Here is a 25350-nt window from a genome sequence, read left to right as displayed (position 1 = left end):
CTGCCGGCTGAACTCGGCAACAGCGTACGAGTTGACTGGCGGTCGGCGGCCGTTCCTATTACCGTTGGGTTCGGGTCAAGACACGCGCCCTTCCTGTTACGAATCTCGACAGGAGGCGCGAGCCCCTATGACTGAGCGTTCCTGGCTCCTCCAGACCCACTTCGATCGGTCCCCGCCGGCAGTCAGCCAGGGGCTGGTCACACCAGCGACGCTCGCCATCCGCCAGGCGGCCCCTGCCCCTGAGGTGGAGTCCCCCGAGCTGTCGTTCCACGTGGCTCGCTTCACCGAGCCCACCGACCTGTCCGCGACCATTTCCGCCGACCGGATGGTCGTCGCCCCGGTGGGTTACGTCGACATGGACACCGCGCCGCGCCTGGCGACGGCACTGTTCAACGCGGTCGACAGCCACCCCGAGGTCTGTTGCGACCTGAGCGGCGTCGGCTTCTTCAGCGCCGCGGGTGTGCACGTCCTCCTGCGGGCGCGCGACCGGGCGGAACAGGTCGGGTCTCGCTTCTCGGTCCGAGGCGCCAGCGGAGTCACCCTGCGCGTATTGCGGATCACCGGCGTGGAGCCTCTGCTCCTCGACGGCAAACGCGGCTGAGAACCGCCGATCCGTGCGCCCGGACGAGTTGCACGCTCGCCATGTCGGAGGTCGCTGGTAGAAGGAGCACAAGCATTGTCGTGAGGGGGCCGAGCATGGAGGTACGGGACGCGGCCAAGCGGTGGGCGACCGTGTGGGCCCACGGATGGCCCGCCAAGGACGTCGACGGCATCGCCGGGCTGCAAGCCGAGGACGGCGATCACTGGGCGTCGATGTTCCGCCCGTACCGGGGGCGTGTGGGGCTCCGCGCGTACCTGCGGGAGTGCTTCGACGAGGAGACCCGCCCGGCTGAGGTCTGGTTTGGCGACCCGCAGGTCGACGGCGACACGGCGAGCGTCGAATACTGGGCGGTCAGCTACCCGAACGACCGGCCGTTCACCATCTCCGGCTGCACCCTGTTGCGCTTCGACGACGCGGGCCTGGTGACCGAGGCCCGCGACTACTCCCACGCCAAGGAGGGGCGACTCCTGCCGCCCGCCAACCTGTTCGGGTGACGTCTCACGCCCCGGCGACTGTCACCAGGTGTCCGGGCGGTCCAGGTCGCCGGTCGGCTGGTACCCGCCGAGGACCACCAGGCCGTCCTCCTGAACCAGGTCCTCGGCTAGGTGCTCGTCATCGGTCAGCAGCCGGGCGAGCCGGATCAGCGCGGGCGTGCGAGCGAACGCGTCTCCTCGAACGTCACGCCCTATTGACGCGGTAGGTCAGCCGGCCCGTAGACACCCGCCGGGTGTTTCTGCCGGCCGCGCAGCGCCTGCTCGACCCGCCGGCGACGTTCTCGGCTGCACGGCCGACGGGACTGCTCACGTCGGCAGAGAAAATCTCTGTGCGAAGAGCTAGATTTTCTTGCGGCTGTCGGCTAACGTTTCTCAAGTCGAAGACGGAGCAAGTAAAGACGCTGACGTAACCGCCCCAACCGAGGGTGAAGGAGTTGGGCCAGGAAACTCGTGGGCCCGCTCAGAAGTTGCGGGTGAGGCCGAGGCTCGTTCAGGGCTTCACCCGAGGCAAGCAGGGTTCGTCGCACGTGTCAGGGCCATGAAGTCGCGTGGGGCTCGGACACCGACGGACAGCAAGAGGAACGACAGAGGAAATCAGAGGCAAGGGAGGGCGTAACACCGTTGGATCGCCCGCTGCCACCCGTGGACATGGGCTGGGCGCGGACACCGCAGTATCCATCGAACGAAAGGTGGTCTCCGGTCACGCATACGCGATCCTCGCACCCGATGCCGTCATTGACGGCCGGTGTGGACAAGACAAGCCGACGTTCTGTCGGCAGATGGTGTTCCTGACCCACAACCCTTGGGCCCCGGTGCTTCCGAGCACCGGGGCCCTCGTGATGGAGGTTTGATGACCCAATCCGACGACATGCTTGACGACGAGGACTACCCCGCGTACACCATGGGCCGCGCCGCCGAGATCATCGGCTGCTCGCAGGACTTCCTCCGTCGGCTCGGTGACGCCAAACTTTTCGACCCGCAGCGCTCCAGCGGCGGGCACCGCCGCTACTCCCGCTACCAGCTCCGCCTTGCCGCACGAGCCCGGGAGATGTGCGACCAGGGCACCGACATCGTCTCGGCCTGCCGGATCATCATTCTTGAGGACCAGCTCGAAGAGGCCCTTCGACGCAACGAGCGCTACCAGCAGGACTGAACACATCCCACGCTGCGGCCTCCCGCACAAGTGACGCCGACCGCACACGGTCCCTCCCACCATGGCAGGGACCGTTCGTCGTCTGCGGAAGGGTCTCGGTCCGGTGCCGCCCAGCTCAGAGCTGCTGGACGATCTGAATCGGGTTGCCGTCCGGGTCGGCCGTCCAGGCGATCAGCAGGCGATCGAGCCACCGGTGCGGTGCGGCCAGTGCGGGGGCGCCGCTCGCCGTGAGTGCGGCGTACGCGGCGGCGGTGTCGTCGGTCCAGAGGATCACCGCGGCCCGCTGGCCCTGGGGTACCGGGTCGAGCCCGTGATCGTCGCGGGTGGAGGCCACCGAGGCGATGCCGATCTTGTAGCCGTCGAGCACGAGATCGATGTGGATCGGCTCGCCCTCGACTGGCACCCGGAAGGTCTCGGTGAAGCCGAGACCGGCGTAGAACTCGGCCGCGCGCAGAACGTCCTCAGAGAAGAGGATCACCTGCGGAGTGCGGAACATCGACACATCCCGACGCTATCAGCGCAGCGGAGCTGACGCCGGAGCGATGCTGGCCTGCCCGCGGCAGATGCCAGGCACAGCACTGTTCTGCCAGCGGCTAAGACCGGTCCGACCGGGCTCGACGGTCGCTACAGTCCGGTCTCATGAGGACGGTTACAACGCGTACGGTCGAGTATCCGGCCGACGGTTTGACGATGATCGGGCACCTCGCGCTCCCGGCCGGTGTCGACCGCCGGCCCGCGGTGCTGCTCGGACCAGAGGGCACGGGGCTCAGCGACGTCGAGCGCCGCCGAGCCGACACCCTGGCTGAGCTGGGGTATGTGGCGCTGGCCTTCGACCTTCACGGCGGGCGCTATTTGGGCGACCCCGAGGAGATGCTGGCCCGTTGCATGCCGCTGCTCGCCGACCCCGACCGGATGCGGGGCATCGGCCACGCGGCGCTCGACGTGTTGCGCGCCGAACCGCGGACCGACCCCGACCGGATCGCCGCCATCGGCTACGGCACCGGGGGCGCCATCGGGCTGGAACTTGGGCGCGACGGCGTCAACCTGCGCGCGATCGGGACAGTCAACGGACTGATCACGGGCCGACCGGGCGAGGCGGCGCGCATTCGCTGCCCGGTGTGGGCCGGGGTCGGGTCGGAAGACCCCATCATGCCGCCCGCGCAACGGGACGCGTTCACCGCCGAGATGCAGGCCGCGGGCGTCGACTGGCGCCTCGTGGTCTACGGCGGCGCCTTGCACGCCTTCCACCACCCGCCGGTCGACCACCCCACGCTCCCCGGCGTCGGCTACCACCCACGGCACGCGCAGCGAGCCTGGCGCGACGTCGTCGACCTGCTCGCAGAGTGCCTGCCCGTAACGGAGTGATCTGGGTCGGCAACCGCGATTCCGGGGCCACGGACCAGGCGATCGACCGCCGCCGGCTGAATGAATGGCTGTACGGGGGCCGTTGTGATCGACTCGACCGGGAAAGGCAGGTCGTTGACCTGGGACGACTGTGGTGCGCCCGGCAGGATTCGAACCTGCGGCCTTGGGATTAGAAGTCCCCTGCTCTATCCGCTGAGCTACGGGCGCGCGTGACGTGGATGTCGCGCCCAGAGGGTACCGCCGTCCTGCTGCCCGGCGGCGAAAAGGGTGCCCGCGTCCACGTTGTCGAGCAGGGTCTCATGTCAGGCGCCTGGTGGGCATCCGGGTTCCCGCGGACCGGCCGGGCCTCGGACCGTACCTTTGGCTGGTGTTGCTGGATTCCGACGCCGAGAGCGACGTCGCCTACGAGCTGTGCCAGGTCGTCGGTCGCGCCATCCTTCCGTACCGGTCGTCGGACGACGACCAGCACCACGGCACCGCGTTCTTCTTCCAGGGCGGCGACGACCCGGTGGGGGAGTCGCTGCTGACGGCGGCCGACCTGGTCGGCACGCCGGGTGGCGAGCTGGGGCTGCGGACGAGCGTCACCGAGCCGGCCGGCGTCGCCCCGGCCGCCGTGTCCGAGGTCGACATCGTGCCCGGCTGGGCCCGTTTTCCGGGTGACGGGGTCGCGGTGCTGCCGACCGCGGGCCTGCACCGGTTGGCCGGTGACGGCGGCTGGCGGTGGCGCGTTCAGCCGGTCCCGGCGGGGATCGCCGCCGGGCCCGAGGTGGTCGCCCGCCTCGGCGCCGACGCCGGTTCCGCTTTCGTGCTGGCCCATGGGGTACGCGAAGACGGGTCGCGTCCGCTGGAGGTCGCGATCGAGCGGGTGGTCCGCGACGGGGACGCCGTGCGGATCACCACGGAGCTGCCGCAGGGGTATGTCGGCGCGCCGGTCTTCGTCGTCCAGCTCGACTCCAGCGGGGAGCTGTCGCCGTACTGCCTTGGGCTGGTGCTGCCCGGCGTCGGCGAGCACCCGGTGGCGACCTTCGACCGGATCCGAGCCGTCCTTCCGGCGACGCCTGGCGACATCTGAGCCACGCCGCAACGTCTGAGCCACGCCCGGCGCAACGTCTGAGCCGCGCCGCAACGTCTGAGCCGCGCCCGGCGCAACGTCTGAGCCCACGCCCGGCGACGGCACTCGCGCCCGGCGTCGCCCTCCCGACTGGTCAGCCGCCGGCCGGCGCGGCACCTGCCGTGTCCGCCGTGGACCGTCGGCTCTCCGGGAGCCCGGCCTCGGCGGTGGTCGAGTCGGTGCCGGTGGAGGCCCCGACGCTCGGTGGCCCGCCGCCTGCCGCAGGGTCGGCCGGTGCGGGGTCGGCGGTAGTCGGGGCGGCCGGCGCCAGGTCGGTCGACCCGGGATCGGCGGTGGCCGGATCGGCCGGGGCGGTGGGGCCGGCGGCGAGGAACGCTTCGGCCCAGCGGCCCACCTCATCGAAGACCTTCTTGCGGACGGCCGGGCCGGAGAGCGTGAGATCGTGCAGCCCGCCGTCGAAGCGGGCCAGGGTTACGTGCCGGCCGAGGCGGGGCGCGTACCGGACCATGTGCTCGACGTCCAGCACGGCGTCGGCCAGTGTCGCGTTGTCGTGCCACCTGGTGCCCCGGAAGGAGCGGGTCGAGCAGGCCAGCAGCACCGGCACCTGGATGTCCAGGCCGGCGCGCAGCCGGCGTTGACCAGTGCGGATGGCGTTCAGCCAGCCGGCCCGGACCGGGAACCCGGCCAGCGGCTTCCACGCCAGGTCGTAGGTCCACTCGCCGCGGTGGTCGGAGTGGATGCTCTCGCCGTACACCGTGCCCAGCCCGAACGGCAGGATGCGGTGCGGCGCCCTGCGGCCCAGGCGGGAGACGGCGGCCGCGAGGGGTCGGCGCACCGCCCAAGGGGCGTTCAGGTCGAAGAACGGGCTGTTGAGCACCAGGCCGTCGACGGTGCCGGCGTCGCGGCGGGCGTCCGCCCAGAGCGAGAGGATCAGGCCGCCGGTGGAGTGGCCCATCGCCAGCAGGGTGTCGTGCCCGTCGTCGGAGCGGATGATCTCGGCGGCGGCGTCCAGCTCGGGGAAGTAGTCGCTGATGTCGCGGCAGAAGTTCGGGGTCTGGCCCGGGAGCAGACTGCGACCGTATTTGCGCAGGTCGAGCGCGTAGAAGTCCCAGCCCCGTTCGACGAAGAAGTCGGCCAGATGGGTCTGGAAGAAGTAGTCGACGAAGCCGTGCACGTAGAGGACGGCCCGCCCGGTGGGGCGCTCGGCGCGCCGCCGGACCAGAGTCGCGACGACCGGTCCTTCGTCGTCGGTGCCCAGGTTGATCGTCTGCCGCTCGTACGGCGGCCCCAACACGTCCGGTTCCACGGACGCGACGCTACGCCGCGAACCTACTCAGCGGTAGCCCGCGCTATGGCTGGCCCCCGCGATCCTCGCCTGCCCCCGCGATCCTGCTCCTGTTGCCGTGGCGCAGCCTCTGCCAGCTGCGTGCGCGGCCCGAAGGTGCAGGATCGCGGGGACGAGGCGTGGGTCAGACCGTTTCCGCGTCGGCGCGGCTCGGGTCGGCGGCGGGCAGTTGCTCCTGGCCGTCGGCGGGGTCCAGCTCACTCTGCGGCTGCGGGACGTCGCGCAGGTGCTTGTTGTGCCGGGGCTCCTGGCGGGTCTTGGCGTCGTTGAGCCGGCGGCGCAGGTCGTCGCGGACGTCGTTGAGCGCGGCGTGCAGGTCCTCCTCGGCGGAGGTGGTGACGATCTTCTGTCGGCCGGCGATCCAGCACTCCAGGGTGACCTTCTGGCCGCGGGCCTCCCGGTCCTTCACCGACACCTCGAGCTCGGTGGCGTCGGCGTGGAAGCTGGCCAACCGGGCGTCGAGGGTGGCGAACTGCTCGGCGATCCAGTTGCGGTCGCCCTGCGAGAACCCGGCACCCACCCGCAGGCACTCCGCAACGGTGGCCGGGTTCGCCACGGCGCTCATCGCTGCGCCTCGGAGACGTTTGCGGAGCCGATTTCGGTGATCATCATGGCGCTGACCTCTCGTCGACGTGGAGCTGTCGGTGGTGCGTTGATCAAGTGCATACCCAGTTCGGGCAGCCCCGGAAACCGCCGACGCCGAGTCGGGCGGGTCGGGCGTACCACATGAGGGCGTGATCAGGGCGTTGTCCACAGGTGGCTTCGTTGTCCACAGGTCGGAGGTGGGGCGCTGGTGATGGCCGCCCTCAGCGCACAGGCTCGTTGTCGAGTCGACTCGCGCTGGCAGGCCCCAATCCCCCTGGAGGGACGATGTTCGACACCTACGTGACAATCGTCGGCAATGTGCTGACAACGCCCGAGTGGCGGCGTACCACCCAGAGCAACACCCTGGTGGCCAACTTCAAGGTCGCCTCGACCGCCCGACGGCTCGACCGCGACAGCGGCCGGTGGGTCGACGGCAACTCACTGCGCGTCCGCGTCAACTGCTGGCGCAAGCTCGCCGAGGGCGTGGCGGCATCGGTCATGGTCGGCGATCCGGTGGTGGTCTGCGGGCGGCTCTACACCCGCGACTGGACCGACGACGCCGGCAACCACCGCAGCCTCTACGAGTTGGAGGCGGTCGCCGTCGGCCACGACCTGTCCCGAGGGCGGGCCCGATTCCTGCGTAACCGGCCCAGTGTCACGACCAGCACGGTGGAGGATGCGGAGGCCGAGAGCCGCGTGCACGGCGAGCCCACCGAGCCGGTCCCGGCCGGGCAGGCGCCCGTGCTGCCCGACGACCGCCCGTTGGACGATGACTTCGAGCTGCCCGACTACGCCGCGCTGCGCACCAGCCCGTTCGCCGACGGCCCGGTGGATGGTGATCTCGTCCCGAGCGGCGGGCGGATGGGGCCGGTCGACGTCCTGCCCGACCTCGACGACGAGCTGCCCCTCCCGCCCGAGGAGGACGAGGACAACGCCGACCTGGACGACGAGCTGGAGCCGGTGCCGGACGAGGGTCAGCCGGAGCCCGCGCAGTCCGGTCGGGGGCGGCGTGGCCGGGGCCGGGTCCCGCAGCCGGCATGACCCATCGGTTCGGCCCTCGCGGGCCGGGCGCCTGACGATCCCGTGCCGGTCGGGCGCCACGCCGCTCGTCACCGCCTCTTTGGCGGCTGGTCGGTTGCCGCTTCGGCAGCACCGCACCGGACGTAACGGCACTACGGGGGCGGGGTGGCGATGCGATCAGCGTCGTCACCCCGCGTGACAACAACTGAAGGACCGGCACGCCTGGCGTGCCACGAAGCGTCCTTCACTGGTGAAGCACCGTGGGCCGGGCTGGTTCACGGGTTGCTCGTCTAGGCTGGCCGGCCGGAGGTGGTGCGGGTGCGACGGACAGCGCCGGTGGCGAACGCGGTGGGGCTGCTGGCCGGGTACGCGCTCGACAGGCTGCTCGGTGACCCGCGCCGGTGGCATCCGGTGGCCGGCTTCGGTCAGGCCGCCGGAGCGTTGGAGCGCCGCCTCTACCGGCCGGACCGTACGGCGGGTGTGGCGTTCACCGCGCTGGCCGTGGGCGGGCCGGTGCTGCTCGGGGCCGTCGCCGCGGCGGCCACCCGGCACCGGCCGGTGACCCGGGCGGTGCTCGTGGCCGCCAGCACGTGGACCGTCCTGGGCGGTCGCACGCTGCGGCACGAGGCCACGGTCATGGGTCGGACGCTGCGCGCCGGCGACCTTCCCGCAGCCCGTCAACGTCTCGGTCACCTCTGCGGACGGGACCCGTCGACGCTGGGCGAGTCCGAGTTGGCCCGCGCCACTGTCGAATCAGTCGCCGAGAACACGTCCGACGCGGTCGTCGCGCCGCTGGTCTGGGGCGCGGTCGCCGGTCTGCCCGGGCTGCTGGGCTACCGCGCGGCGAACACCCTCGACGCGATGGTCGGGCACCGGTCGGCGCGCTACGCACGGTTCGGCACCCCCGCCGCGCGGCTGGACGACGTGCTCAACCTGGTGCCGTCCCGGCTGACCGGGCTGCTCACCATCGCTGTCGCGCCCGTCGCCCACGGGGATCGGCAGCGGGCCTGGCAGGTGTGGCGGCGTGACCGCAACGACCACCCGAGCCCCAACGCCGGCCAGTGCGAGGCGGCCATGGCCGGCGCGCTCGGCGTCCGCCTCGGTGGCCGCAACGTCTACTTCGGGCGCTCCGAGGTGCGGCCGTTCCTCGGCGACGGCCCCCGCCCGGAGGCGCGGCACCTGAAGCGTGCCGCCCGGATCTCCGGCGCTGTCGGGTTGGCGGCCGTGGGGTTGGCGGCCGCATACCCGGTGACCCTCGGCCGTCTGGTCAGCGCCGTGGGCCGGCGCGGGTTGGCCGCCGTGACCGGTGGGCGTGGGCTTGTCGCCCTGGCGGGTGGGCTCGGGCCCGTCGCCGCCGTCAGCGGGCGCAGGCTGCGGGCTGTTGGCGCGGGCGGGTCCGTCGGTGCGGGCGGGGCCGTCGGAGCGGGCGGAATCGTTGGTGCCGGGCGGGGGAGCGGGCGGTGAGCGGCGGGCTGCTGGTCGCCGGCACGACCTCCGACGCCGGCAAGAGCGTGCTCACCGCCGGGATCTGCCGCTGGCTGCACCGGCAGGGCGTGAAGGTGGCGCCGTTCAAGGCGCAGAACATGTCGAACAACTCCGCGGTGGTCGTCGGGCCGGACGGGCGTGGCGGCGAGATCGGACGAGCCCAGGCCATGCAGGCCGCAGCCTGTGGGCTCGCGCCCGATCTGCGGTTCAACCCGGTGCTGCTCAAGCCGGGCAGTGACCTGGCGAGTCAGGTGGTGCTGCTCGGCGAGGCCGTCGACACCATCACCGCCGGCACCTTCCGGCACCTGCGTCCCCGGCTCGCCGAGACCGCGTACGCGGCGCTGGCCGAGCTGCGGGAGACGTACGACGTGGTGATCTGCGAGGGTGCCGGCAGCCCTGCCGAGATCAACCTGCGGGCTGGTGACTACGTCAACATGGGGCTGGCCCGGCACGCCAACCTGCCCACCATCGTGGTCGGCGACATCGACCGGGGTGGCGTCTTCGCCTCGATGTTCGGCACCGTGGCGCTGCTCGACCCCGCCGACCAGGCCCTGATCGCCGGCTTCGTGATCAACAAGTTCCGAGGCGACCTCGGGCTGCTCCAGCCGGGGCTGGACATGCTGCGTCACGTCACCGGCCGTCCCACGTACGGGGTGCTGCCCTGGGCACTGGACCTGTGGCTCGACGCGGAGGACTCGCTCGCCCACGGCCGTGTGCTCGGCCGCCCCGCCGCCCCACACGGCACCGAATGGCTGGACGTGGCCGTCGTCCGCCTGCCCCGGATCAGCAATGCCACCGACGTGGAGGCGCTGGCCACCGAGCCGGGTGTCCGCGTACGCCTCACCATCGAACCAGCCGAGTTGGCCGCCGCCGACCTGGTCGTCCTCCCCGGCTCCAAGTCAACCGTCGCCGACCTCGCCTGGCTGCGCGAAACGGGCCTCGCCGACGCGGTTGCCGCACACGTGGCGGCCGGCAAGCCACTGCTCGGCCTCTGCGGCGGCTTCCAGATGCTCGGCCGCGCCATCCATGACCCGGTGGAGAGCCGCCAGGGCAGCGTGCCGGGGCTGGGCCTGCTACCCATCGAGATCACGTTCGATCCGCGCAAGACCGTCCGGCAGTCGGTGGGCACCGCGCACGGTGGCCTTCCGGTGCGCGGCTACGAGATCCACCACGGGTACGTCTCGCACACCGACCCCACCCTGGCCCCGCTGCTGATCGGCGACGACGGTGTCGGCGAGGGAGCCCTACTCGGCGCGGTGCACGGCACGCACTGGCACGGGGCGTTCGAGTCCGACGGGTTCCGCCGGTGGTTCCTCACCGAGACGGCTCGCCTGGCCGGCCGTACCGGCTTCCGGGTAGCACCGGCCACCAGCTTTGCCGCCGCCCGGGAACGCTCGCTCGATCTGCTCGGTGACCTCGTCGAGGAACACCTGGACACCGACGCCCTCTGGCGTCTCATCGAAACCGGGCCACCGGCGGGCCTCCCCTTCATCCCGCCCGGCCCCCCGCCAACCACCACGCCGCCTCAGAACTAGCCCCCCAGCCTCCACCGCCGGCGCACCTCCGTCCGCCGTGGACTCGCTGGCCGTGGTCGATCATGCACTTGTGGTGCCCGTTGTGCTCCCACTAGCCCCTTTCATCCCCCACCACAACTCCATGATCGACGGGGCGAGGGCGGGGCGGGGCGGGGCGGGGCCTGGGCGGCTGGTGCGCAGTGCGCGGCGGTGCCCGGTGGTGCACCTGGGCGGGGTGATGGAGGACTAGGGGCGGATGTCGGCGGGGCGGTCGGTTGTCGGGAGGCCGGCGGCGAGCCAGGCGTCGACGCCGCCGATCATGTCGGTGGCCCGACGCAGCCCGAGGGTCTGCAAACTGGCGGCGGCCAGGCTGGAGCTGTAGCCCTGTCGGCACACCAGCACGATCTCCCGGTCGTACCCGGTGGCCTCCGGGATCCGCCAGGCGCTGGCCGGATCGAGCCGCCATTCCAGCACGGTACGGTCGATGACGACCGCGCCCGGCAGGTCGCCCTGTTCGCGGCGTTGCAGATCGGTGCGGGTGTCGACCAGCAGCGCACCGCCGCGGACCGCCTCGACGGTCTGCTGCGGAGTCAGTCGGTGCAGCCCGGCACGGGCCTGTTCGAGCAGGGCGTCGATACCGGGGCTCATCACATCTCGGAGCACCACCCGATGATGCCGATTCGGTGGCACCCCGGGGCGGCGAACGGGCCGCCCGTCACCCGTGGCCGCCCCAATTCCCCCGGACGTGACGACGGCCGGCCAGGGGCGGTCAGTCGGACGTGTCAGCCGGCCCGGTCAGGCCGCTGATACGGCGTGATCCACTCGGGTTTGCGGAAATCGTGGTGTCCGGTCGACCGGGATACCGCTACTTCAATGAATCGGAGTCGATCACCCGGGCGGGCGGCGCCGGCGGCATACTTTCGGTCATGCACCACGCGAGGCTGGGCTGACCCCCGAGGCCGGACGGCCGGCACCAAACTGCGAGGCCGCGCGGAGTCCCGAGGCCACCCGGCCGGCATCGCAGCGGAGGGCCGTGGACATCACCGGAACGGCCGATGACGTCGGGGGACCGACCGGTCGTCGGACTGGCAGGTCGTCAGTGGCAGTGGTCGAGGCGTACGCCGAACTGGCCCGTCGGGTGCTCGCGGGCCCGGCGCGGTTGGGGCGGACCCGGCTGGTCGCGGTCGACGGGCCGAGTGGCGCGGGCAAGAGCCGGTTCGCCGCGCGCCTCGCGGATGCCCTGGCGGCGCTGTCCGGCGGCCGACCGCCCGTGGTGCACACCGACGACCTGCTCGACGGTTGGGACGACCAGGTCACCTTCTGGCCCCGTCTCGAGGAGGGGGTGCTCGGTCCGCTGCGGGAGGGGAGGCCCGGCGCCTACCGGCGCTACAGCTGGGTGCGGCAGAGCTTCCTGCCGCGGCCGGTTTCTGTTCCGGTCGCGCCGGTGCTGGTGTTGGAGGGGGTCACCGCGGCCCGTGCGGTCGTCCGGCCGGAGCTGACCCTGGCCGTGTTCGTCACCGCGCCTGCCTCGTTGCGGTTGGAGCGCGCGGTCGCCCGGGACGGGCCGGAGATCCTGCCCGAGCTGCGTCGCTGGCACGCCGGTGAGCAGGCGCACTTCGCGGCCGACGACACGGCCGACCACGCGGACCTGCTGGTGGATGGCGCGCCGACGTTGCCGCACGACTCGGACCGGTACTACCTTCGCATCGGTTGAGCGGGGGCATGGACGTCCGCCAGCGGCTACGGCACGATGCGAGAGGGCCGCCACCGGCAGTGCACTGGGCGGGACGGCGGCCAACGGCACGACGCGAAGCACCCAGGGCGCGGCGATCGGGGGACTCATCATGTCGGCAACGGACACGCCCGCGCGGCGCCGGATCACCCTCACCGGCATCAGCTCGCGGGCCTGGGAGCATCCGGCCGACCGGGGTGCTCTGGTCGCCCTGCGGGAGCTGCGCGGGTTCGACGACGTGGTGCGGTCGTTCTTCGGCATGTGGAACGAGCGTGGTTTCCGGCTGTCCGTGCTCGCCTCGGGCATCCGGGTCGACCACCGGCAGTACCCGGCGGTGTGGCAGCGCTACGCCGAGGCCGCGGCGGCGCTCGACGTGGCGGAACTGCCCGAGCTGTACGTGACCCAGTCGCCCTGGTTGGGCGCCGAGGCCGTGGGCCTGGAACGGCCGTTCATCGTGCTCAACTCCGCCTGCGTGCAGCACCTCGACGAGGACGAGCTGCGCTGCCTGCTCGGCCACGAGCTGGGGCACGTGGGCAGTGGGCACGCGGTCTACAAGACGATGCTCATGATTCTCACCCGGTGGGCGGCCAACCTGAGCTGGTTGCCGGTGGGAGCGATCGCGCTGCGGGCGATCATCGCGGCGATGCTGGAGTGGTGGCGCAAGGCCGAGTTGTCCGCCGACCGGGCCGGTCTGCTCGCCGGGCAGGACCCGGCGGCCGCGCTGCGGCTGCTCATGAAGCTCGCGGGCGGCGGTGACCTGTCCCAGATCGACACCGCCGCGTTCCTGGAGCAGGCCGCCGAGTACGCCGGCGGCGGCGACCTTCGTGACAGCCTGCACAAGATCAGGATGACGGCGTGGAGCACCCATCCGGCCCCGGTGGCCCGGGCGGCGCAGCTCCGCCAGTGGATCGACTCCGGGGCGTACGGGCGGGTGCTGGCCGGTGACTACCCGCGCCGCGACGACGACAGCTCGACCAGCGTGTCGGAGGAGATCAAGGCCGCTGCAGAGTCGTACCGGGAGGAGTTCAGCCGGTCCACCGACCCGTTGGTCGGGTTGCTGCGCCGGCTCGGCGACGGCGCCAGCGACGTCGGCGAGTGGGTCGGCGGCACCGCCGGTCGGGCCCGCTCCTGGATGGACGCCGCCACCGAGGCAGCCGGCCGCGCGCAGCGCGCCGGCCGGGCCGCACCCGGCGCGCGGGCGGGCACCGGGCCGGCGGGCGGCGGTGACGGTACGGGCTCGGCCAGCACGTCGGGGTAAGGCCGGCATACGATGCCGGTCATGACCTCACCGATCATGTCCGAGTCCGAGGTGCGGGCCGCCGTCGAGCGGGAGATGCCCGGCGTACGCGCCGACCTGGAACGTCTCGTCCGCATCCCCGGCATCGCCTTCGAGGGCTTCGACCACTCACACGTGGAACGTTCCGCCGAGGCGGTCGCCGAACTGCTGCGCGGCTGCGGCCTGGACGTCGACATCGTGCGTTCCGGCGGTCAGCCCGCGGTGATCGGCCGTCGGGCGGCCCCGCCCGGTGCGCCCACCGTGCTGCTCTACGCCCACCACGACGTGCAGCCGGTCGGCGACCGGTCGCTGTGGGAGTCCGACCCGTTCGAGCCGGTGGAGCGCGACGGCCGCCTCTACGCCCGGGGCGCGGCCGACGACAAGGCCGGCATCATGGCGCACGTCGCGGCGCTGCGGGCGTACGGGGACGCGCTGCCGGTCGGTGTGGTGCTCTTCATCGAGGGCGAGGAGGAGTACGGCTCCGACTCGCTGGAGCAGCTGCTGATCGAGCATCGCGACGAGATCACCTCGGACGTCATCGTGATCGCTGACTCCGGCAACTGGGACATCGGCGTACCGGCGTTGACCACCTCGCTGCGCGGCGTCGTCAACTGTTTCGTCGAGGTGCGCACGCTGGACCACGCGGTGCACAGCGGCATGTTCGGCGGTGCCGTGCCGGACGCGCTCACCGCGCTGGTCCGCCTGCTGTCGACACTGCACGACGACGCCGGTGACGTGGCGGTGGAAGGGCTGGTCGGCCGGGAGGGCGCCACCGTCGACTACCCCGAGGACCGGATCCGGGACGAGGCCGGGCTGGCCGACGGCGTCCAGTTCATCGGCACCGGCCGGATCACCGACCGGCTCTGGACCAAGCCCGCGGTGGCGGTGCTCGGCATCGACGCGCCGTCCACCAGTGAGGCGCCGAACGCCCTGGTCCCGGCCGCGAAGGCGAAGCTCAACGTCCGTCTCGCTCCCGGTGACGACCCCAAGCGGGCGTACGCGGCGATTCGCGCGCACCTGGAGAAGCACGCTCCGTGGGGTGCCCAGGTGACCGTCAGCCTGGAGCACGACGGCAACCCGTGCGTGATCGACGCGTCCGGGCCGATGTTCGACGCCGCCCGGTCGGCCTTCCGGGCTGCCTGGGACGGCACCGACCCGGTGGACGTCGGCATCGGCGGTTCGATCCCGTTCATCGCCACCTTCCAGGAGATGTTCCCGGATGCGGCGATCCTGGTGACCGGCGTGGAGGACCCGCACGCCCGTGCGCACGGCCCGAACGAGAGTCTGCACCTGGGTGAGTTCGCCAAGGTCTGCCTCGCCGAGGCGTTGCTGCTCGGCAATGTCGCCGCTGCGCGTAGTTAGGTCACGGAACGGCGATTTCGGGCCTGATCTGCGAGTTTACGGCGTGTCGGATGGTCAGCTGTTATAGCCTTTCGTACATGAGTACGAACGAGGTGATGGCCCGGTTGGGGGCCGCTGTCAGCGCGCTGGGGGACGTCGACGTCTCCGCGTGGTCCGAGGACACGCTCAACGAACAGCTCGGTGAGCTCTCCGCCGCACTGGTCGCCCTCGACTCGGTGCTCTCCCGTGTCGCTGGCGAGGTCCGTGCCCGGGGGTTGCGCATCGAGGAGCCCGTCTCCGCCTGATCGTCGTCCGCGTTGGTGGGCGGCAACCTGCCGACACCGCCCGGGCACGGCAATGCCCGGGCGGTGTCGGAGGTGACTGGCAGGATGAGCTGCGTGCGGTTCCTCGACCTGGCAGCCACCTCCGCTGCCGTCAGCGCCACCAGCGGCCGGCGGGCCAAGGTGGAGCTGCTCGCTGACGCATTGCGCCGGCTCGACCCGGGCGAGGTCGAGCCCGGTGCCGGCTATCTCGCCGGTGAGCTGCGCCAACGACAGACCGGGGTGGGCTACGCGAGCCTGCGTGACCTGCCGCCACCGGCCGCCGAGCCGACGTTGACGGTGGCGTCCGTGGACGCGGCCATCGAGCAGATCGCCGCCGTGGCGGGCACGGGTTCGCAGGCCCGACGGCGGGCGCTGCTCGGTGCCCTCTACGCGGCGGCGACCGCCGAGGAGCAGCGTCTGCTCACCGGCCTGTTCAGCGGCGAGCTGCGCCAGGGCGCCCAGGCGGGGTTGCTCGCCGACGCGGTCGCCCGGGCCGCCGAGGTGCCGGTGGCGACGGTCCGACGGGCCCTGCTGCTCGCCGGTGACCTGCGTGCCGTGGCGGTGGCCGCGCTGTCCGGCGGGGCCGCCGAGTTGGCCGGGTTCGGCCTTCAGGTCGGCCGGCCGCTGGCACCGATGCTGGCGCAGAGCGCCCCCTCGGTCGACGAGGCACTCGCCGCGACCGGCACGCCGGCGGTGGTCGACGTGAAGCTCGACGGCATCCGCATCCAGGTGCACCGCTCGGGCGCCGACATCGCCGTCTTCACCCGCAGCCTCGACGAGATCACCGCCCGGGTTCCCGAGGTGGTCGCCGCGGTCCGGGCCCTGCCGGGCCGCGAGTTGGTGCTCGACGGCGAGGCGATCGGCTTGGACGAGACGGGCCGTCCGCTGCCGTTCCAGCAGACCTCCAGTCGGGCCGCCCGACGCACCACCCCCAGCACCACCGGCCGCACTCCCGTCGCCCCGGCGGTGCTCGCGGCAGCCGCCAGCACCGGCGCGACAGTGCTCACTCCGTACTTCTTCGATCTGCTGCACCTCGACGGCGAGGACCTGATCGATCTGCCCGGCCGGGAGCGGTGGGCCGCCCTCGCCGGCGCGGTCGACTCGTCGCTGCTGGTCGGTCGGATGGAGGTCGACGGGCCCGAGCAGGCCGCCGCCGCGTTCGCTGCCGCGCTGGACGCCGGGCAGGAGGGCGTGGTGGTCAAGGCACCGGACGCCCCCTACGACGCCGGCCGGCGCGGTGCCGCCTGGGTCAAGGTCAAGCCCCGGCACACCCTCGACCTGGTGGTGCTCGCCGTCGAGTGGGGCAGTGGCCGGCGCAAGGGTTGGCTGTCCAACCTGCACCTGGGGGCGCGCGACCCGCACACCGGCGACTTCGTCATGCTCGGCAAGACGTTCAAAGGGCTCACCGACGAGCTGCTGCGGTGGCAGACCGAGCGGTTCCTCGACCTCGCGGTCGAGCGCGGCGACTGGGTGGTCCGGGTCCGGCCCGAGCAGGTGGTGGAGATCGCCTTCGACGGGGTGCAGACCAGCTCCCGCTATCCCGGGGGGATGGCGCTGCGGTTCGCCCGGGTGGTGCGGTATCGCGATGACAAGTCCGCCGCCGAGGCGGACACCATCGACGCCGTCCGCGCGATCCACGCCGGCCGTCCCGCCGGTTGACCGGCCGCACCGGCCCGGGTCACCTGCTGGACAGCGACCTCGCGTAGTTCACCTGGTTGTTGATGTGCGCCACCTGAGCCTGATCGGCGACCGGGATCCGCGCCACGTACTGCTGCGCGCCGTTGGTCACCGTCACCTGCACCGTGCCGTGGTGCCGGGTCTCCTTGACCAGCAGGAAGAGCAAACTCAAGACGAACAGGCAGAAGAAGCCGACGATGGCGCAGATCAGCGCCCAGGTGGCCACCTTCTCCTCGCGCTGCCAGTAGTCGGCCACGTGCCAGGTCGCCCCGGCCAGCGGCAGCACCCCGGCCGGCGTACGGATGACGGGTGGGCTCACCGCGATCTCGGCGATCTGCACCGCGACCACCTCCGGCCCGCTGGCGTAGCCGGCCAGGGCCGGGGGCACCGCCATCGGGGTCGGCGGGTTTGGCCCGACCGCCGGCCACGCCCCGGCCGGCTGGGCCGGCGTCCATCCCTCGGCCGGCTGGGCCGGTCCCCATGCCCCGGCCGGCTGGGCCGGCGGCCCGGAGAAGGGCGCGGGCGGTGCGGAGAACTGGGCCGGAGGCCCGGAGAACTGCGCTGGTGCCGGTGCGGCCGGGAACGGTGTCGTCGGCGGCAGGTCGGAAGCCGCAGCGGCCGGGGGCGCCGTCGTCGGCAGTGGCGCGGTCGGTGGTTCGGCGGCCCACGGGTCGATCGGCGGGTGCGCCCGGGTCTCCGGAACGGGCTCGGGCAGCGGTGCTGTGGGATCCACGCTCATCGGGACCCCCAACGTGAGGTGAACACCCGGCGGAGACTACCGGCTGCCGTGGTGTGCCCGGTGCCCCCGAGTGTCCGGTTGAGTCACCGGAACGGACCGGGTCGGGCCGGGCCGGTCAGGCGGACGCGCTCGGTGTGGGCTCGGCCGCGCGGTCCAGCGGAGCCGGGGTGGTGCCGAGGCCGGCGGCGCGGCGTGCCTCGCGGCGGGCCACCCAGCCGTAGCCGAACAGGGCCATCACCGCGAAGAGCCACCACTGCACGACATATCCGAAGTTCTGCCAGTTGTTGGCGTGCCCGACCGGCACCGCCTTGAACACCGGGTCGGCCGCCGGGGTCTGCTCGTCCAGCAGTAGATAGGCGCCATAGACCGGGTAGGGCAGTTCGCCGGCCAGGCGTGACACCCCGATCCGTCGGATCTCCAGCCGCCCGTCGCGCCGCGCCACCGCGCCGGCGCCGCTCTCGGTCTCATGCACACGACCGACAACTGTCACGTCGCCGGTCGGCACGGCCGGCACCTGCGGCTGGGCGGTCGCCCCACCGGGCGCCGGCGGGATCCAGCCCCGGTCCACCAGCAGCGCCGTGCCGTCCGCGAGAACCAGCGGGGTGAGCACCTCGAAGCCGACCCGGCTGTCCACCGTCCGACCACGGACCAGCACGGTGTTCGTCGGGTCGTACCGGCCGGTGACTGTCACCCGCGTCCAGACCTTGTCCTCGGCGGGGGCCGGGCCTGTCGTGCCCGCGCCGCCGGTGGGAGCGCGCAGCGCGTCGGCCAGTGGCGTCGGGGTCATCCGCTGGCCCGCGTCGATCCGCTCGTTGACCTCGGTACGCCCCCGGTAGCGGTCCAGCTGCCAGTTGCCGAGGAACACCATGACGGCGGCGGCAACCAGGGTCAGCGCGAGAGCGCCCAGCCAGCGTGGGCTCAGCAGGAACCGGTACACGGCACCGAGGCTACTCGTATGACCGGCGCCACTGACCTGGACCGGGCCGGAGCCGTGCCAGGAACCGGTCCGGTGGCCTCGGTTGGCGGTGCTCACGTCTCCAGCCGGACGGGTATCGTCACGCCGACGGATCGGCCCCGGTCGTCCCGTCGCGTACCCGCCACCGCTCGCGAGGAGTCGATGATGACCGTCGTGCCGCGCCTGGTGCTCAGCGCACCGTCCTCCGGGCACGGTAAGAACGCGCTGGCGATCGGGCTGCTCGCCGCGCTCGCCGAGCGGGGGGTGGACGTCGCCGGGTTCAAGCTCGGTCCGGACCACGTCGACGCCGCCTACCTGGGCCTCGCCTCCGGTCGGCCGGGTCGGGTGATCGATCCCCGGCTGGTCGGCATGGACCGGCTCGCCCCGCTGGTGGCGCACGGTGCCGCCGGTGCCGGGCTCGCCGTGGTGCAGGGCAGCATGGGCCTGTACGACGCGGTCGGTGGCCGCCCGGAGCAGGAGTCGACGGCCGCGGCGGCCGCGGCGCTGCGCAGCCCGGTGGTGCTCGTCGTCGACGTGGCCGCGATGGGTCAGTCGGTGGCGGCCCTGGTGCACGGTTTCCGCTCGTACGACGAGCAGTTGTGGCTCGGCGGGGTGATCCTCAACCGGGTGGCGTCGTCGCGGCACGAGGCGATGCTGCGCGAGGCGTTGGACGACGTGGGTGTGCCGGTCTACGGTGCGCTGCGTCGCCAGGACCTGCCGGCGGTGCTGCCGTCGCGGCGGCACGGTGTGGCACCGGTGGTCGACGGCTCCGCCGACGCCGTCCGCGCGGTCCGTCGGCTGGGCGAGGCCGTCGCCGCCACTGTCGACCTGGAACGACTGCTCGGGCTGGCCCGCTCCGCCCCGGAGCTGCCCGCCCCCGCCTGGTCTCCCGAGGAGGCCCTCGGCGCGTTCACCGCCCCGGCGGACCGCCCGCTGGTGGCGCTGGCCGGCGGCCCGGGCGGCAGCTTCAGCCACCCGGAGACCGCCGAGTTGCTGCGCGCCGCCGGCGCCGAGATCGTCACCGTCGATCCGCTGCGCGACGAGGCACTGCCGGTGGGCACCCGCGCGCTGGTGATCGGTGGCGCGCTGCCCGAGGCGTACGCCGAGCAGTTGTCGGCCAACCGGCGGCTCTGCATCGCCGTGGCCGAGCTGGCGCGGACCGGGCGTCCCGTGGTCGCCGAGGGCGCCGGGCTGCTATGGCTGGCCCGGGAGTTGGACGGGCTGCCGATGTGCGGTGTCCTGGACGCGATCGGCGTCAGCCGGGACGGTCTGGTGGCCGGCTACCGGGAGGCGACCGCCCAGACCGACAGCGTGGTCGCCGCCCAGGGCACGGTGCTGGTCGGCCACAAGGCGCACCGTGCGGTGCTCACCCCCCGCGCTGGTCAGCGCCCGGCGTGGAGCTGGGAGGGCGGCACGCCGGAGGGGTTCGTCTGGCGCAACGTGCACGCCTCGCAGCTCACCCTGCACTGGGCCGGTCATCCGGCGACGGCGGCCCGGTTGGTCGCCGCGGCGGCCGAGCCGACGAACGAGGCGGTGCCGGCGCAGCCCGGCGGGGTGCCGGCGTGATCGGTCAGGTGGCGGTGCGCCGATTCCCGGCGTTGACCGTCTCCACCCCGCGTACGGAGGTGCGGCGACTCACCTCGGCGGACGCGGAGGCGGCCGGTGAGATCTTCGCCGACAAGTTGACCCGGCGCTGGCTGCCGTTGCCCGACGACTCCGGCCCGATCGACGGGCACGCCTGGTGCACGGAGCTGGCCCGGCAGCGCCGGGACAGCGGCGAGGGTGACCACTATGCGGTGGTCCGACGCGAGGACGACCAGGTGGTGGGCTCGCTGTGGACGCGGCGCACCGACTGGGGTGCCCGTCTCACCGAGGTCTCCTACGCGATGGCGCCACACGCGCGGGGCTTCGGCTTCGCCGCCGAGGCCGTCGACGCGGTGGCCATCGCGCTGATCCTGGAGCACGGCTTCCAACGGGTCGAGCTGCGGGTGGCACCCGGCAACCTGGCCTCGCGCCGGGTCGCCGAGAAGGCGGGGTTCAGCTACGAGGGCCTGCTGCGCAATGCCGGGCTGGTCGGCGGCGGCCGGGTGGATCTCGAACTGTGGTCGTTCGTCGCCGCCGACCTGCGCTGACCCGCCGGCTGGTCAGCCGACGATCGCGTCCGACGGTGGGGTGAACTGGCGGGTCGGTGTGCCCTTCAGGCCGTCGCGCAGCGTCTCCGACACCGCCTTGATCGGGATCTGGGACTGCCCGTCACCGACCGCGTTGAACGGGTTGTCCGGGTCGGAGATGAAGCTCGCCGCGGCCAACTCCGGTGTGTAGCCGACGAACCAGGCGGATCGTGTGCTGTCGGTGGTACCGGTCTTGCCGGCCACCGGGCGTCCGACTGTGCCCCGCACGCTGTCGGCGGTGGACCAGCCGCCGCAGCTCCCGCGCGCCGGGGTGTCGCCGGTGGGGCAGCGGGCCGCGTCGGTGGCCGCCCGAGCGGCGTCCGCGCTGACCACCTGCCGGCAGCGGGGCTTGGCCACCTCGCGATGGATGCCGCCCGGGGTGGCGTACGTGGTCGGCGTGCCGTCCCGGTTCATGATCGACTGCACCGGGATCGCCTCGCAGTAGCGGCCGTCGGCGGCGATGGCGGCGTAGGCGTTCGCCATCTCCAGCGGGGTGGCGTCGGAGACGCCCAGGGTGAACGCGCCCCACTGCTTCGCCTTGTCCGGGGACGCGTGGTCCCGGTCGACGTCGGTGCGCCACCGCAGCCCGAGCTGCTCGGCCAACCGGACCGCCCGGTCCGCGCCGACCTTCTCCTCCAACCAGACGAAGTACGTGTTGACCGATTTGCCGAAACCGGACCACATGGTCTGTTGACCGGTCATCGCGCCGCTGGCGTTGGAGGGCGCCCAACCGTCGTAGACGGACGACCGGTAGCGGTAGGGGGCGTTGAACGAGGTGGAGAGCGTCATCCCCGAGTCCAGCGCGGCCAGCATCGGGAACATCTTGAACGTCGACCCGGCCTGGTAGCCCGCCAGGTCACCGCCGCCGAGCAGCGGCGCCACAGTGTTCGGGTAGTTGGCCTTCACCTTCGGCCCGGCCTCGGGATTGGAACTCTGCGGGTTCTCGCTGAGATCCAGCGAGTACGTCCGGTTCACCGCCATCGCCTTGACCCGCCCGGTGCCCGGCTCGGAGACCACGATCCCGTTGGCGAACGGGCTGCCGGTGGCCTCCTTGGAACCGACGTTCTTCTCCGCCGCCTCCTGGATCTTCGGGTCGATGCTGAGCACGATCCGGTAGCCGCCCCGGCGCAGCTTGTCCATGCGTTCCAGCCGGTTCGCTCCGAACGCGGGCTGCGCGCTCCACCAGTTCTTCAGGTAGTCGCAGGCGAAGCCCCAGCTGTTGTACTTCTCCGCCACCGCGGCACAGTCGTGCGGCGGGGTCGTCAGCTTCAGCCGGATCGGCTCGGACTTGGCGGCGGCGGCCGAGTCGGGGGAGAGGTAACCGAGCTGGCTCATCCGGTCCAGCACGTAGTTACGTCGCCCGGTGGCCTCCTTCTGGTCGGAGTCGGCCGGGTCGTACTCCGACGGGGACTTGACCAGCCCGGCGAGGGTGGCGGCCTCGACCGGGGTCAGGTTTTTCGGGGTCTTGGAGAAGAAGATCTCGCTGGCCGCGTAGATGCCGTACGCCCGGTGCCCGAAGTACGCCGAGTTCAGGTAACGCTCCATGATCAGCTCCTTGCTCATCTCCTTCTCCAGGTCCAGCGCCATCCGCATCTCCTTGACCTTGCGAAGGCTGGTCTGCTGGGTGGCTTCCTGGACCTCCTTGGGCGTGGTCGCGCTGTCCCGCAGGGCCATCCGGACGTACTGCATGGTCAGCGTCGACGCACCCTGGGAGCCGCCGGAGCGGGCATTGGACACGAAGGCGCGGGCGACGCCCTTCGGGTCGACGCCGTGGTGCTGGTAGAACCGTGAGTCCTCGGCGGCGACGATCGCCTGCTGGATGTTCGGCGACATGTCCGACAGCTTGGTGTACTGCCGGTACTCCTCGTAGAACATGGTCAGCACGGTCTTGCCGTCCGGGGCGTAGACGTACGAGGTCTCGGCGGGCAGCGCCGTGGTCAGCAGCCTGGTCTTCTGCTCCGTGGCGTGCGCGGTGGCCTTCGCGCCGAGCCCGGTGAGGGCGACCAGTGGGTACGCGGCGGCGGCGATCACGATTCCGGCGATCAGTCCGGCGCGGAGTAGAGGGACGAGTCGACCAGCGGCAGTAAGGGGTCGGTTACTCACATGGCCAAGTTATGACATTTCCGATTCGTACCTGAGAAGAACTCTTAAACCGGCGGGTGGTGACGTGGCTTACGCCGAGATCGACTGTCCCACCGGCCACCTTCCCGGCAGGATCGCGGACATGTCTGATCAGCCGAGTGGGATGGTCCCGACCGCCGGGGCCGAGCCGGACCTCGCGCACCACGGCGACGCGGAGGCGACCGAAGGCCTGATCGATCTCGCCGTCAACGTCCGCCAGGCAGCGCCTCCCGCCTGGCTGGCCGGCCCGATCGCCGCGACCCTGACCGACCTGGCGCGCTATCCGGACCCGACGGCGGCCCGGGCGGCGGTCGCCGCCCGACACCGCCGTCACCCGAACGAGGTGCTGCTCACCGCAGGCGCGGCCGAGGGCTTCGTGCTGATCGCCCAGGCGCTGCGCGGGGTGCGCCGACCGGTGGTGGTGCACCCCCAGTTCACCGAGCCGGAGGCGGCGCTGCGGGCCGCCGGGCACCCGGTCGAGCGAGTGCTGCTGGACCCCGCCGACGACTTCCGGCTCGACCCGTCCCGGGTGCCCGCCGACGCCGACCTGGTGATGATCGGCAACCCGACGAACCCCACCTCGGTGCTGCACCCGGCGCAGACGCTGGCCACGCTGGCCCGCCCCGGCCGGGTGCTGGTGGTCGACGAGGCGTTCGCCGACACCACCATCGCCCCCGGCCATCCCGGCGAACCGGAGTCGCTGGCCGAGCGGCGCGACCTGCCGGGGTTGCTCATCCTGCGCAGCCTCACCAAGACCTGGGGCCTGGCCGGTCTCCGGATCGGCTACCTGCTCGGCGCCCCGGAGCTGCTGACCCGGCTGGCCGCCGTCCAGCCGCTCTGGGCCGTCTCGACACCCGCGTTGGCCGCCGCGTCCGCCTGCGCCACCGCCGTCGCGGTCCAGGCCGAACGCGCGATCGCCGCCGATCTCGCCGCCGACCGCGACCACCTGGTCGCCCGCCTGGAAGATCTGCCCGGTGTACGCGTCGTCGGCCGCCCCGCCAGCGCGTTCGTCCTGCTGCACCTGCCGGGCGCGAGCGCGATCCGAGCCGCGCTGCGGGAGCGGGGCTGGGCGGTACGCCGTGGCGACACGTTTCCCGGCCTCGGCCCGGACTGGCTGCGGGTGGCGGTGCGCGACCGTAACACCACCGACGCGTTCATCGAGGTGCTGCGCGAGACCATGGAGGCATGATGCTGGAGACCACGATCGCGGCGATCCGACCGGCGGACGAAGCGGCCATGGCCGCCGCCCGCGAGCTGCACGGCCGGCTGACCAAGCCGGCGGGCTCGCTGGGCGCTCTGGAGGATCTTTCGGTACGCCTCGCCGGGCTGGCCGGGGCCTGCCCACCGCCGCTGCCCGAGCCGGCCGCCGTGGCGATCTTCGCCGGCGACCACGGGGTGCACGCCCAGGGGGTCAGCCCGTGGCCGCAGGAGGTCACCGGGCAGATGATCGGCAACTTCCTGGCCGGCGGGGCGGTGGTCAACGCGTTCGCCCGGCAGGCCGGCGCGTCGGTCACCGTTGTCGACGTCGGTGTGGCCACCCCGCTGCCCACCGGACCGATCGCCGATCCGGCCGGGCTTGACGACCGGGCTGGGCCCGACCGGGCTGGGTCCGACCCGGCTGGGCCCGACCGGGCTGGGCCCGGGCCGGCGGTGCTCGACCCGGCGGTGCCCCGACTGGTTGTCGCGTCCGTCCGCCGGGGCACCCGCGACTTCACGGTGACCGCCGCGCTGACCCGGGACGAGGCGCTGGCGGCGGTGCAGACCGGCATCCGGATCGCCGACGAGCTGATCGACGCCGGGGCCGGCATCCTGCTCACCGGTGACATGGGCATCGGCAACACCACCCCGGCCGCCGCGCTGATCGCCGCGTTCACCGGTGCCGACCCGCTCGACGCCACCGGCAGGGGCACCGGGATCGACGACCCGACGTACGCCCACAAGGTCGCCGTGGTGCGCTCCGCGCTGGCCCGGCACTCGCCCGACCCGGCCGACCCGCTGGGTGTGCTGGCCGCCGTCGGTGGCCTGGAGCACGCCGCGCTGGCCGGGCTGATCCTGGGTGCCGCGGCCCGCCGTACGCCGGTGCTGCTGGACGGCGTGATCGCGGTCTCGGCCGCGCTGGCCGCCGTCGCGTTCGCCCCGGCGGCGGTCGGTGCCATGGTCGCCGGTCATCGTTCGGCCGAGCCCGGCGCCACTGTGGCACTGCGACACCTCGGCCTCGACCCGCTGATCGACCTGGGGCTGCGCCTCGGCGAGGGCACCGGCGCGCTGCTGGCGTTGCCCGTGGTCACCGGTGCCGTCCGGGTGCTGCACGAGGTAGCCACCTTCGACTCCGCCGGCGTGGCCGAGAAGTGACCACACACAGCGAGCGAGTCGTCCGCCCC

At 72.6% G+C, this 25350-nt stretch carries 23 protein-coding genes, 1 tRNA gene and 1 pseudogene; 17 read left to right on the top strand and 8 right to left on the bottom strand.

From position 1 onward, the window contains the following. The first annotated feature begins 127 nt into the window (after positions 1-127). The 3 genes from KBX34_RS06350 (at position 128) to KBX34_RS06340 (ending at position 2248) form a co-directional block, all read left to right on the top strand. The gene (locus KBX34_RS06350) at positions 128-601 is read left to right on the top strand and encodes an STAS domain-containing protein (protein WP_210794889.1); all 474 of its coding nucleotides are present in this window, start codon (positions 128-130) and stop codon (positions 599-601) included. Positions 602-696: 95 nt separating this feature from the next. Continuing rightward, the gene (locus KBX34_RS06345) at positions 697-1095 is read left to right on the top strand and encodes a nuclear transport factor 2 family protein (protein WP_210794891.1); all 399 of its coding nucleotides are present in this window, start codon (positions 697-699) and stop codon (positions 1093-1095) included. A gap of 850 nt (positions 1096-1945) precedes the next feature. Beyond that, positions 1946-2248: a MerR family transcriptional regulator gene (locus tag KBX34_RS06340; protein WP_210794893.1), complete on the top strand. Its 303-nt coding sequence runs from the start codon at positions 1946-1948 to the stop codon at positions 2246-2248. 115 nt (positions 2249-2363) lie between these two features. Here KBX34_RS06340 and KBX34_RS06335 read toward each other — a convergent pair whose 3' ends face one another. Continuing rightward, the gene (locus KBX34_RS06335) at positions 2364-2744 is read right to left on the bottom strand and encodes a VOC family protein (RefSeq protein ID WP_210923722.1); all 381 of its coding nucleotides are present in this window, start codon (positions 2742-2744) and stop codon (positions 2364-2366) included. Positions 2745-2887: 143 nt separating this feature from the next. On the opposite strand from KBX34_RS06335, the gene KBX34_RS06330 reads away from it, so the two are divergent. After that, on the top strand, positions 2888-3613 hold the full coding sequence (locus KBX34_RS06330; protein ID WP_210923720.1) for a dienelactone hydrolase family protein: 726 nt from the start codon (positions 2888-2890) through the stop codon (positions 3611-3613). Between the two features lie 131 nt (positions 3614-3744). On the opposite strand, the gene KBX34_RS06325 is transcribed toward KBX34_RS06330, so the two are convergent. After that, a tRNA-Arg gene (locus KBX34_RS06325) sits at positions 3745-3820 on the bottom strand. A gap of 160 nt (positions 3821-3980) precedes the next feature. Here KBX34_RS06325 and KBX34_RS06320 point away from each other — a divergent pair. Beyond that, positions 3981-4685 (top strand): hypothetical protein, encoded by a 705-nt coding sequence (locus KBX34_RS06320; RefSeq protein WP_210923718.1) that lies wholly within the window; start codon positions 3981-3983, stop codon positions 4683-4685. Positions 4686-4818: 133 nt separating this feature from the next. Here the strand turns inward: KBX34_RS06320 and KBX34_RS06315 are convergent, their stop codons facing one another. Then, positions 4819-5991 (bottom strand): alpha/beta hydrolase, encoded by a 1173-nt coding sequence (locus tag KBX34_RS06315; RefSeq protein WP_210923717.1) that lies wholly within the window; start codon positions 5989-5991, stop codon positions 4819-4821. 163 nt (positions 5992-6154) lie between these two features. After that, positions 6155-6595, bottom strand: a complete 441-nt coding sequence (locus KBX34_RS06310; protein WP_099848037.1) for an HPF/RaiA family ribosome-associated protein — start codon at positions 6593-6595, stop codon at positions 6155-6157. Positions 6596-6900: 305 nt separating this feature from the next. Here KBX34_RS06310 and KBX34_RS06305 point away from each other — a divergent pair, with 305 nt between their 5' ends. The 3 genes and pseudogenes from KBX34_RS06305 to KBX34_RS06295 all read left to right on the top strand — a co-directional run bounded on the left by KBX34_RS06305 (position 6901) and on the right by KBX34_RS06295 (position 10655). Then, positions 6901-7656, top strand: a complete 756-nt coding sequence (locus KBX34_RS06305; protein WP_210923715.1) for a single-stranded DNA-binding protein — start codon at positions 6901-6903, stop codon at positions 7654-7656. 297 nt (positions 7657-7953) lie between these two features. Next, a pseudogene (locus KBX34_RS06300) lies at positions 7954-8949 on the top strand (cobalamin biosynthesis protein); the annotation flags it as partial. Between the two features lie 146 nt (positions 8950-9095). After that, positions 9096-10655 (top strand): cobyric acid synthase, encoded by a 1560-nt coding sequence (locus tag KBX34_RS06295; protein WP_210923709.1) that lies wholly within the window; start codon positions 9096-9098, stop codon positions 10653-10655. A gap of 225 nt (positions 10656-10880) precedes the next feature. Here the strand turns inward: KBX34_RS06295 and KBX34_RS06290 are convergent, their stop codons facing one another. After that, positions 10881-11282 (bottom strand): rhodanese-like domain-containing protein, encoded by a 402-nt coding sequence (locus KBX34_RS06290; RefSeq protein ID WP_088949799.1) that lies wholly within the window; start codon positions 11280-11282, stop codon positions 10881-10883. Between the two features lie 391 nt (positions 11283-11673). On the opposite strand from KBX34_RS06290, the gene KBX34_RS06285 reads away from it, so the two are divergent. The 5 genes from KBX34_RS06285 to KBX34_RS06265 all read left to right on the top strand — a co-directional run bounded on the left by KBX34_RS06285 (position 11674) and on the right by KBX34_RS06265 (position 16965). Further along, positions 11674-12348: a hypothetical protein gene (locus KBX34_RS06285; RefSeq protein ID WP_307871337.1), complete on the top strand. Its 675-nt coding sequence runs from the start codon at positions 11674-11676 to the stop codon at positions 12346-12348. Positions 12349-12478: 130 nt separating this feature from the next. Continuing rightward, positions 12479-13624, top strand: coding sequence for a M48 family metallopeptidase (locus tag KBX34_RS06280; RefSeq protein ID WP_088949797.1), 1146 nt, complete (start codon positions 12479-12481; stop codon positions 13622-13624). Positions 13625-13660: 36 nt separating this feature from the next. Continuing rightward, the gene (locus tag KBX34_RS06275) at positions 13661-15004 is read left to right on the top strand and encodes a dipeptidase (protein ID WP_210923815.1); all 1344 of its coding nucleotides are present in this window, start codon (positions 13661-13663) and stop codon (positions 15002-15004) included. A 77-nt stretch (positions 15005-15081) separates the two neighbouring features. Then, on the top strand, positions 15082-15288 hold the full coding sequence (locus KBX34_RS06270) for a hypothetical protein (protein ID WP_030333429.1): 207 nt from the start codon (positions 15082-15084) through the stop codon (positions 15286-15288). Between the two features lie 84 nt (positions 15289-15372). Continuing rightward, on the top strand, positions 15373-16965 hold the full coding sequence (locus KBX34_RS06265; RefSeq protein ID WP_247671502.1) for an ATP-dependent DNA ligase: 1593 nt from the start codon (positions 15373-15375) through the stop codon (positions 16963-16965). A gap of 19 nt (positions 16966-16984) precedes the next feature. On the opposite strand, the gene KBX34_RS06260 is transcribed toward KBX34_RS06265, so the two are convergent. After that, positions 16985-17722, bottom strand: a complete 738-nt coding sequence (locus KBX34_RS06260; RefSeq protein ID WP_210923707.1) for a hypothetical protein — start codon at positions 17720-17722, stop codon at positions 16985-16987. 115 nt (positions 17723-17837) lie between these two features. Then, positions 17838-18659, bottom strand: coding sequence for an SURF1 family protein (locus KBX34_RS06255; RefSeq protein ID WP_088951969.1), 822 nt, complete (start codon positions 18657-18659; stop codon positions 17838-17840). Positions 18660-18842: 183 nt separating this feature from the next. Between KBX34_RS06255 and KBX34_RS06250 the strand changes: the two genes are divergently transcribed. Then, a complete protein-coding gene (locus KBX34_RS06250) occupies positions 18843-20243 on the top strand; it encodes a cobyrinate a,c-diamide synthase (protein ID WP_099848025.1) in 1401 nt (466 codons plus the stop codon). Then, positions 20240-20809 (top strand): GNAT family N-acetyltransferase, encoded by a 570-nt coding sequence (locus KBX34_RS06245; protein ID WP_088949795.1) that lies wholly within the window; start codon positions 20240-20242, stop codon positions 20807-20809. Before KBX34_RS06250 ends, KBX34_RS06245 begins: the two co-directional genes overlap by 4 nt. Positions 20810-20821: 12 nt before the next feature. Here KBX34_RS06245 and KBX34_RS06240 read toward each other — a convergent pair whose 3' ends face one another. After that, positions 20822-22951 carry a transglycosylase domain-containing protein gene (locus KBX34_RS06240; RefSeq protein WP_210795429.1) on the bottom strand — a complete coding sequence of 710 codons (2130 nt, stop codon included), beginning with the start codon at positions 22949-22951 and terminating at the stop codon, positions 20822-20824. A gap of 121 nt (positions 22952-23072) precedes the next feature. Between KBX34_RS06240 and cobC the strand changes: the two genes are divergently transcribed. Further along, the gene (cobC, locus tag KBX34_RS06235) at positions 23073-24158 is read left to right on the top strand and encodes an Rv2231c family pyridoxal phosphate-dependent protein CobC (RefSeq protein WP_210923705.1); all 1086 of its coding nucleotides are present in this window, start codon (positions 23073-23075) and stop codon (positions 24156-24158) included. Then, on the top strand, positions 24158-25321 hold the full coding sequence (locus tag KBX34_RS06230; RefSeq protein WP_210923813.1) for a nicotinate-nucleotide--dimethylbenzimidazole phosphoribosyltransferase: 1164 nt from the start codon (positions 24158-24160) through the stop codon (positions 25319-25321). The genes cobC and KBX34_RS06230 overlap by 1 nt, the downstream gene beginning before the upstream one ends. The last annotated feature ends 29 nt before the right edge of the window (positions 25322-25350 follow it).

The organism is Micromonospora sp. M61 (assembly GCF_018070245.1).
Taxonomy (GTDB): domain Bacteria; phylum Actinomycetota; class Actinomycetes; order Mycobacteriales; family Micromonosporaceae; genus Micromonospora; species Micromonospora zamorensis.
The sequence above is the reverse complement of the archived record's forward strand: the minus strand, read 5'-3'. Positions and strand labels throughout refer to the sequence as shown.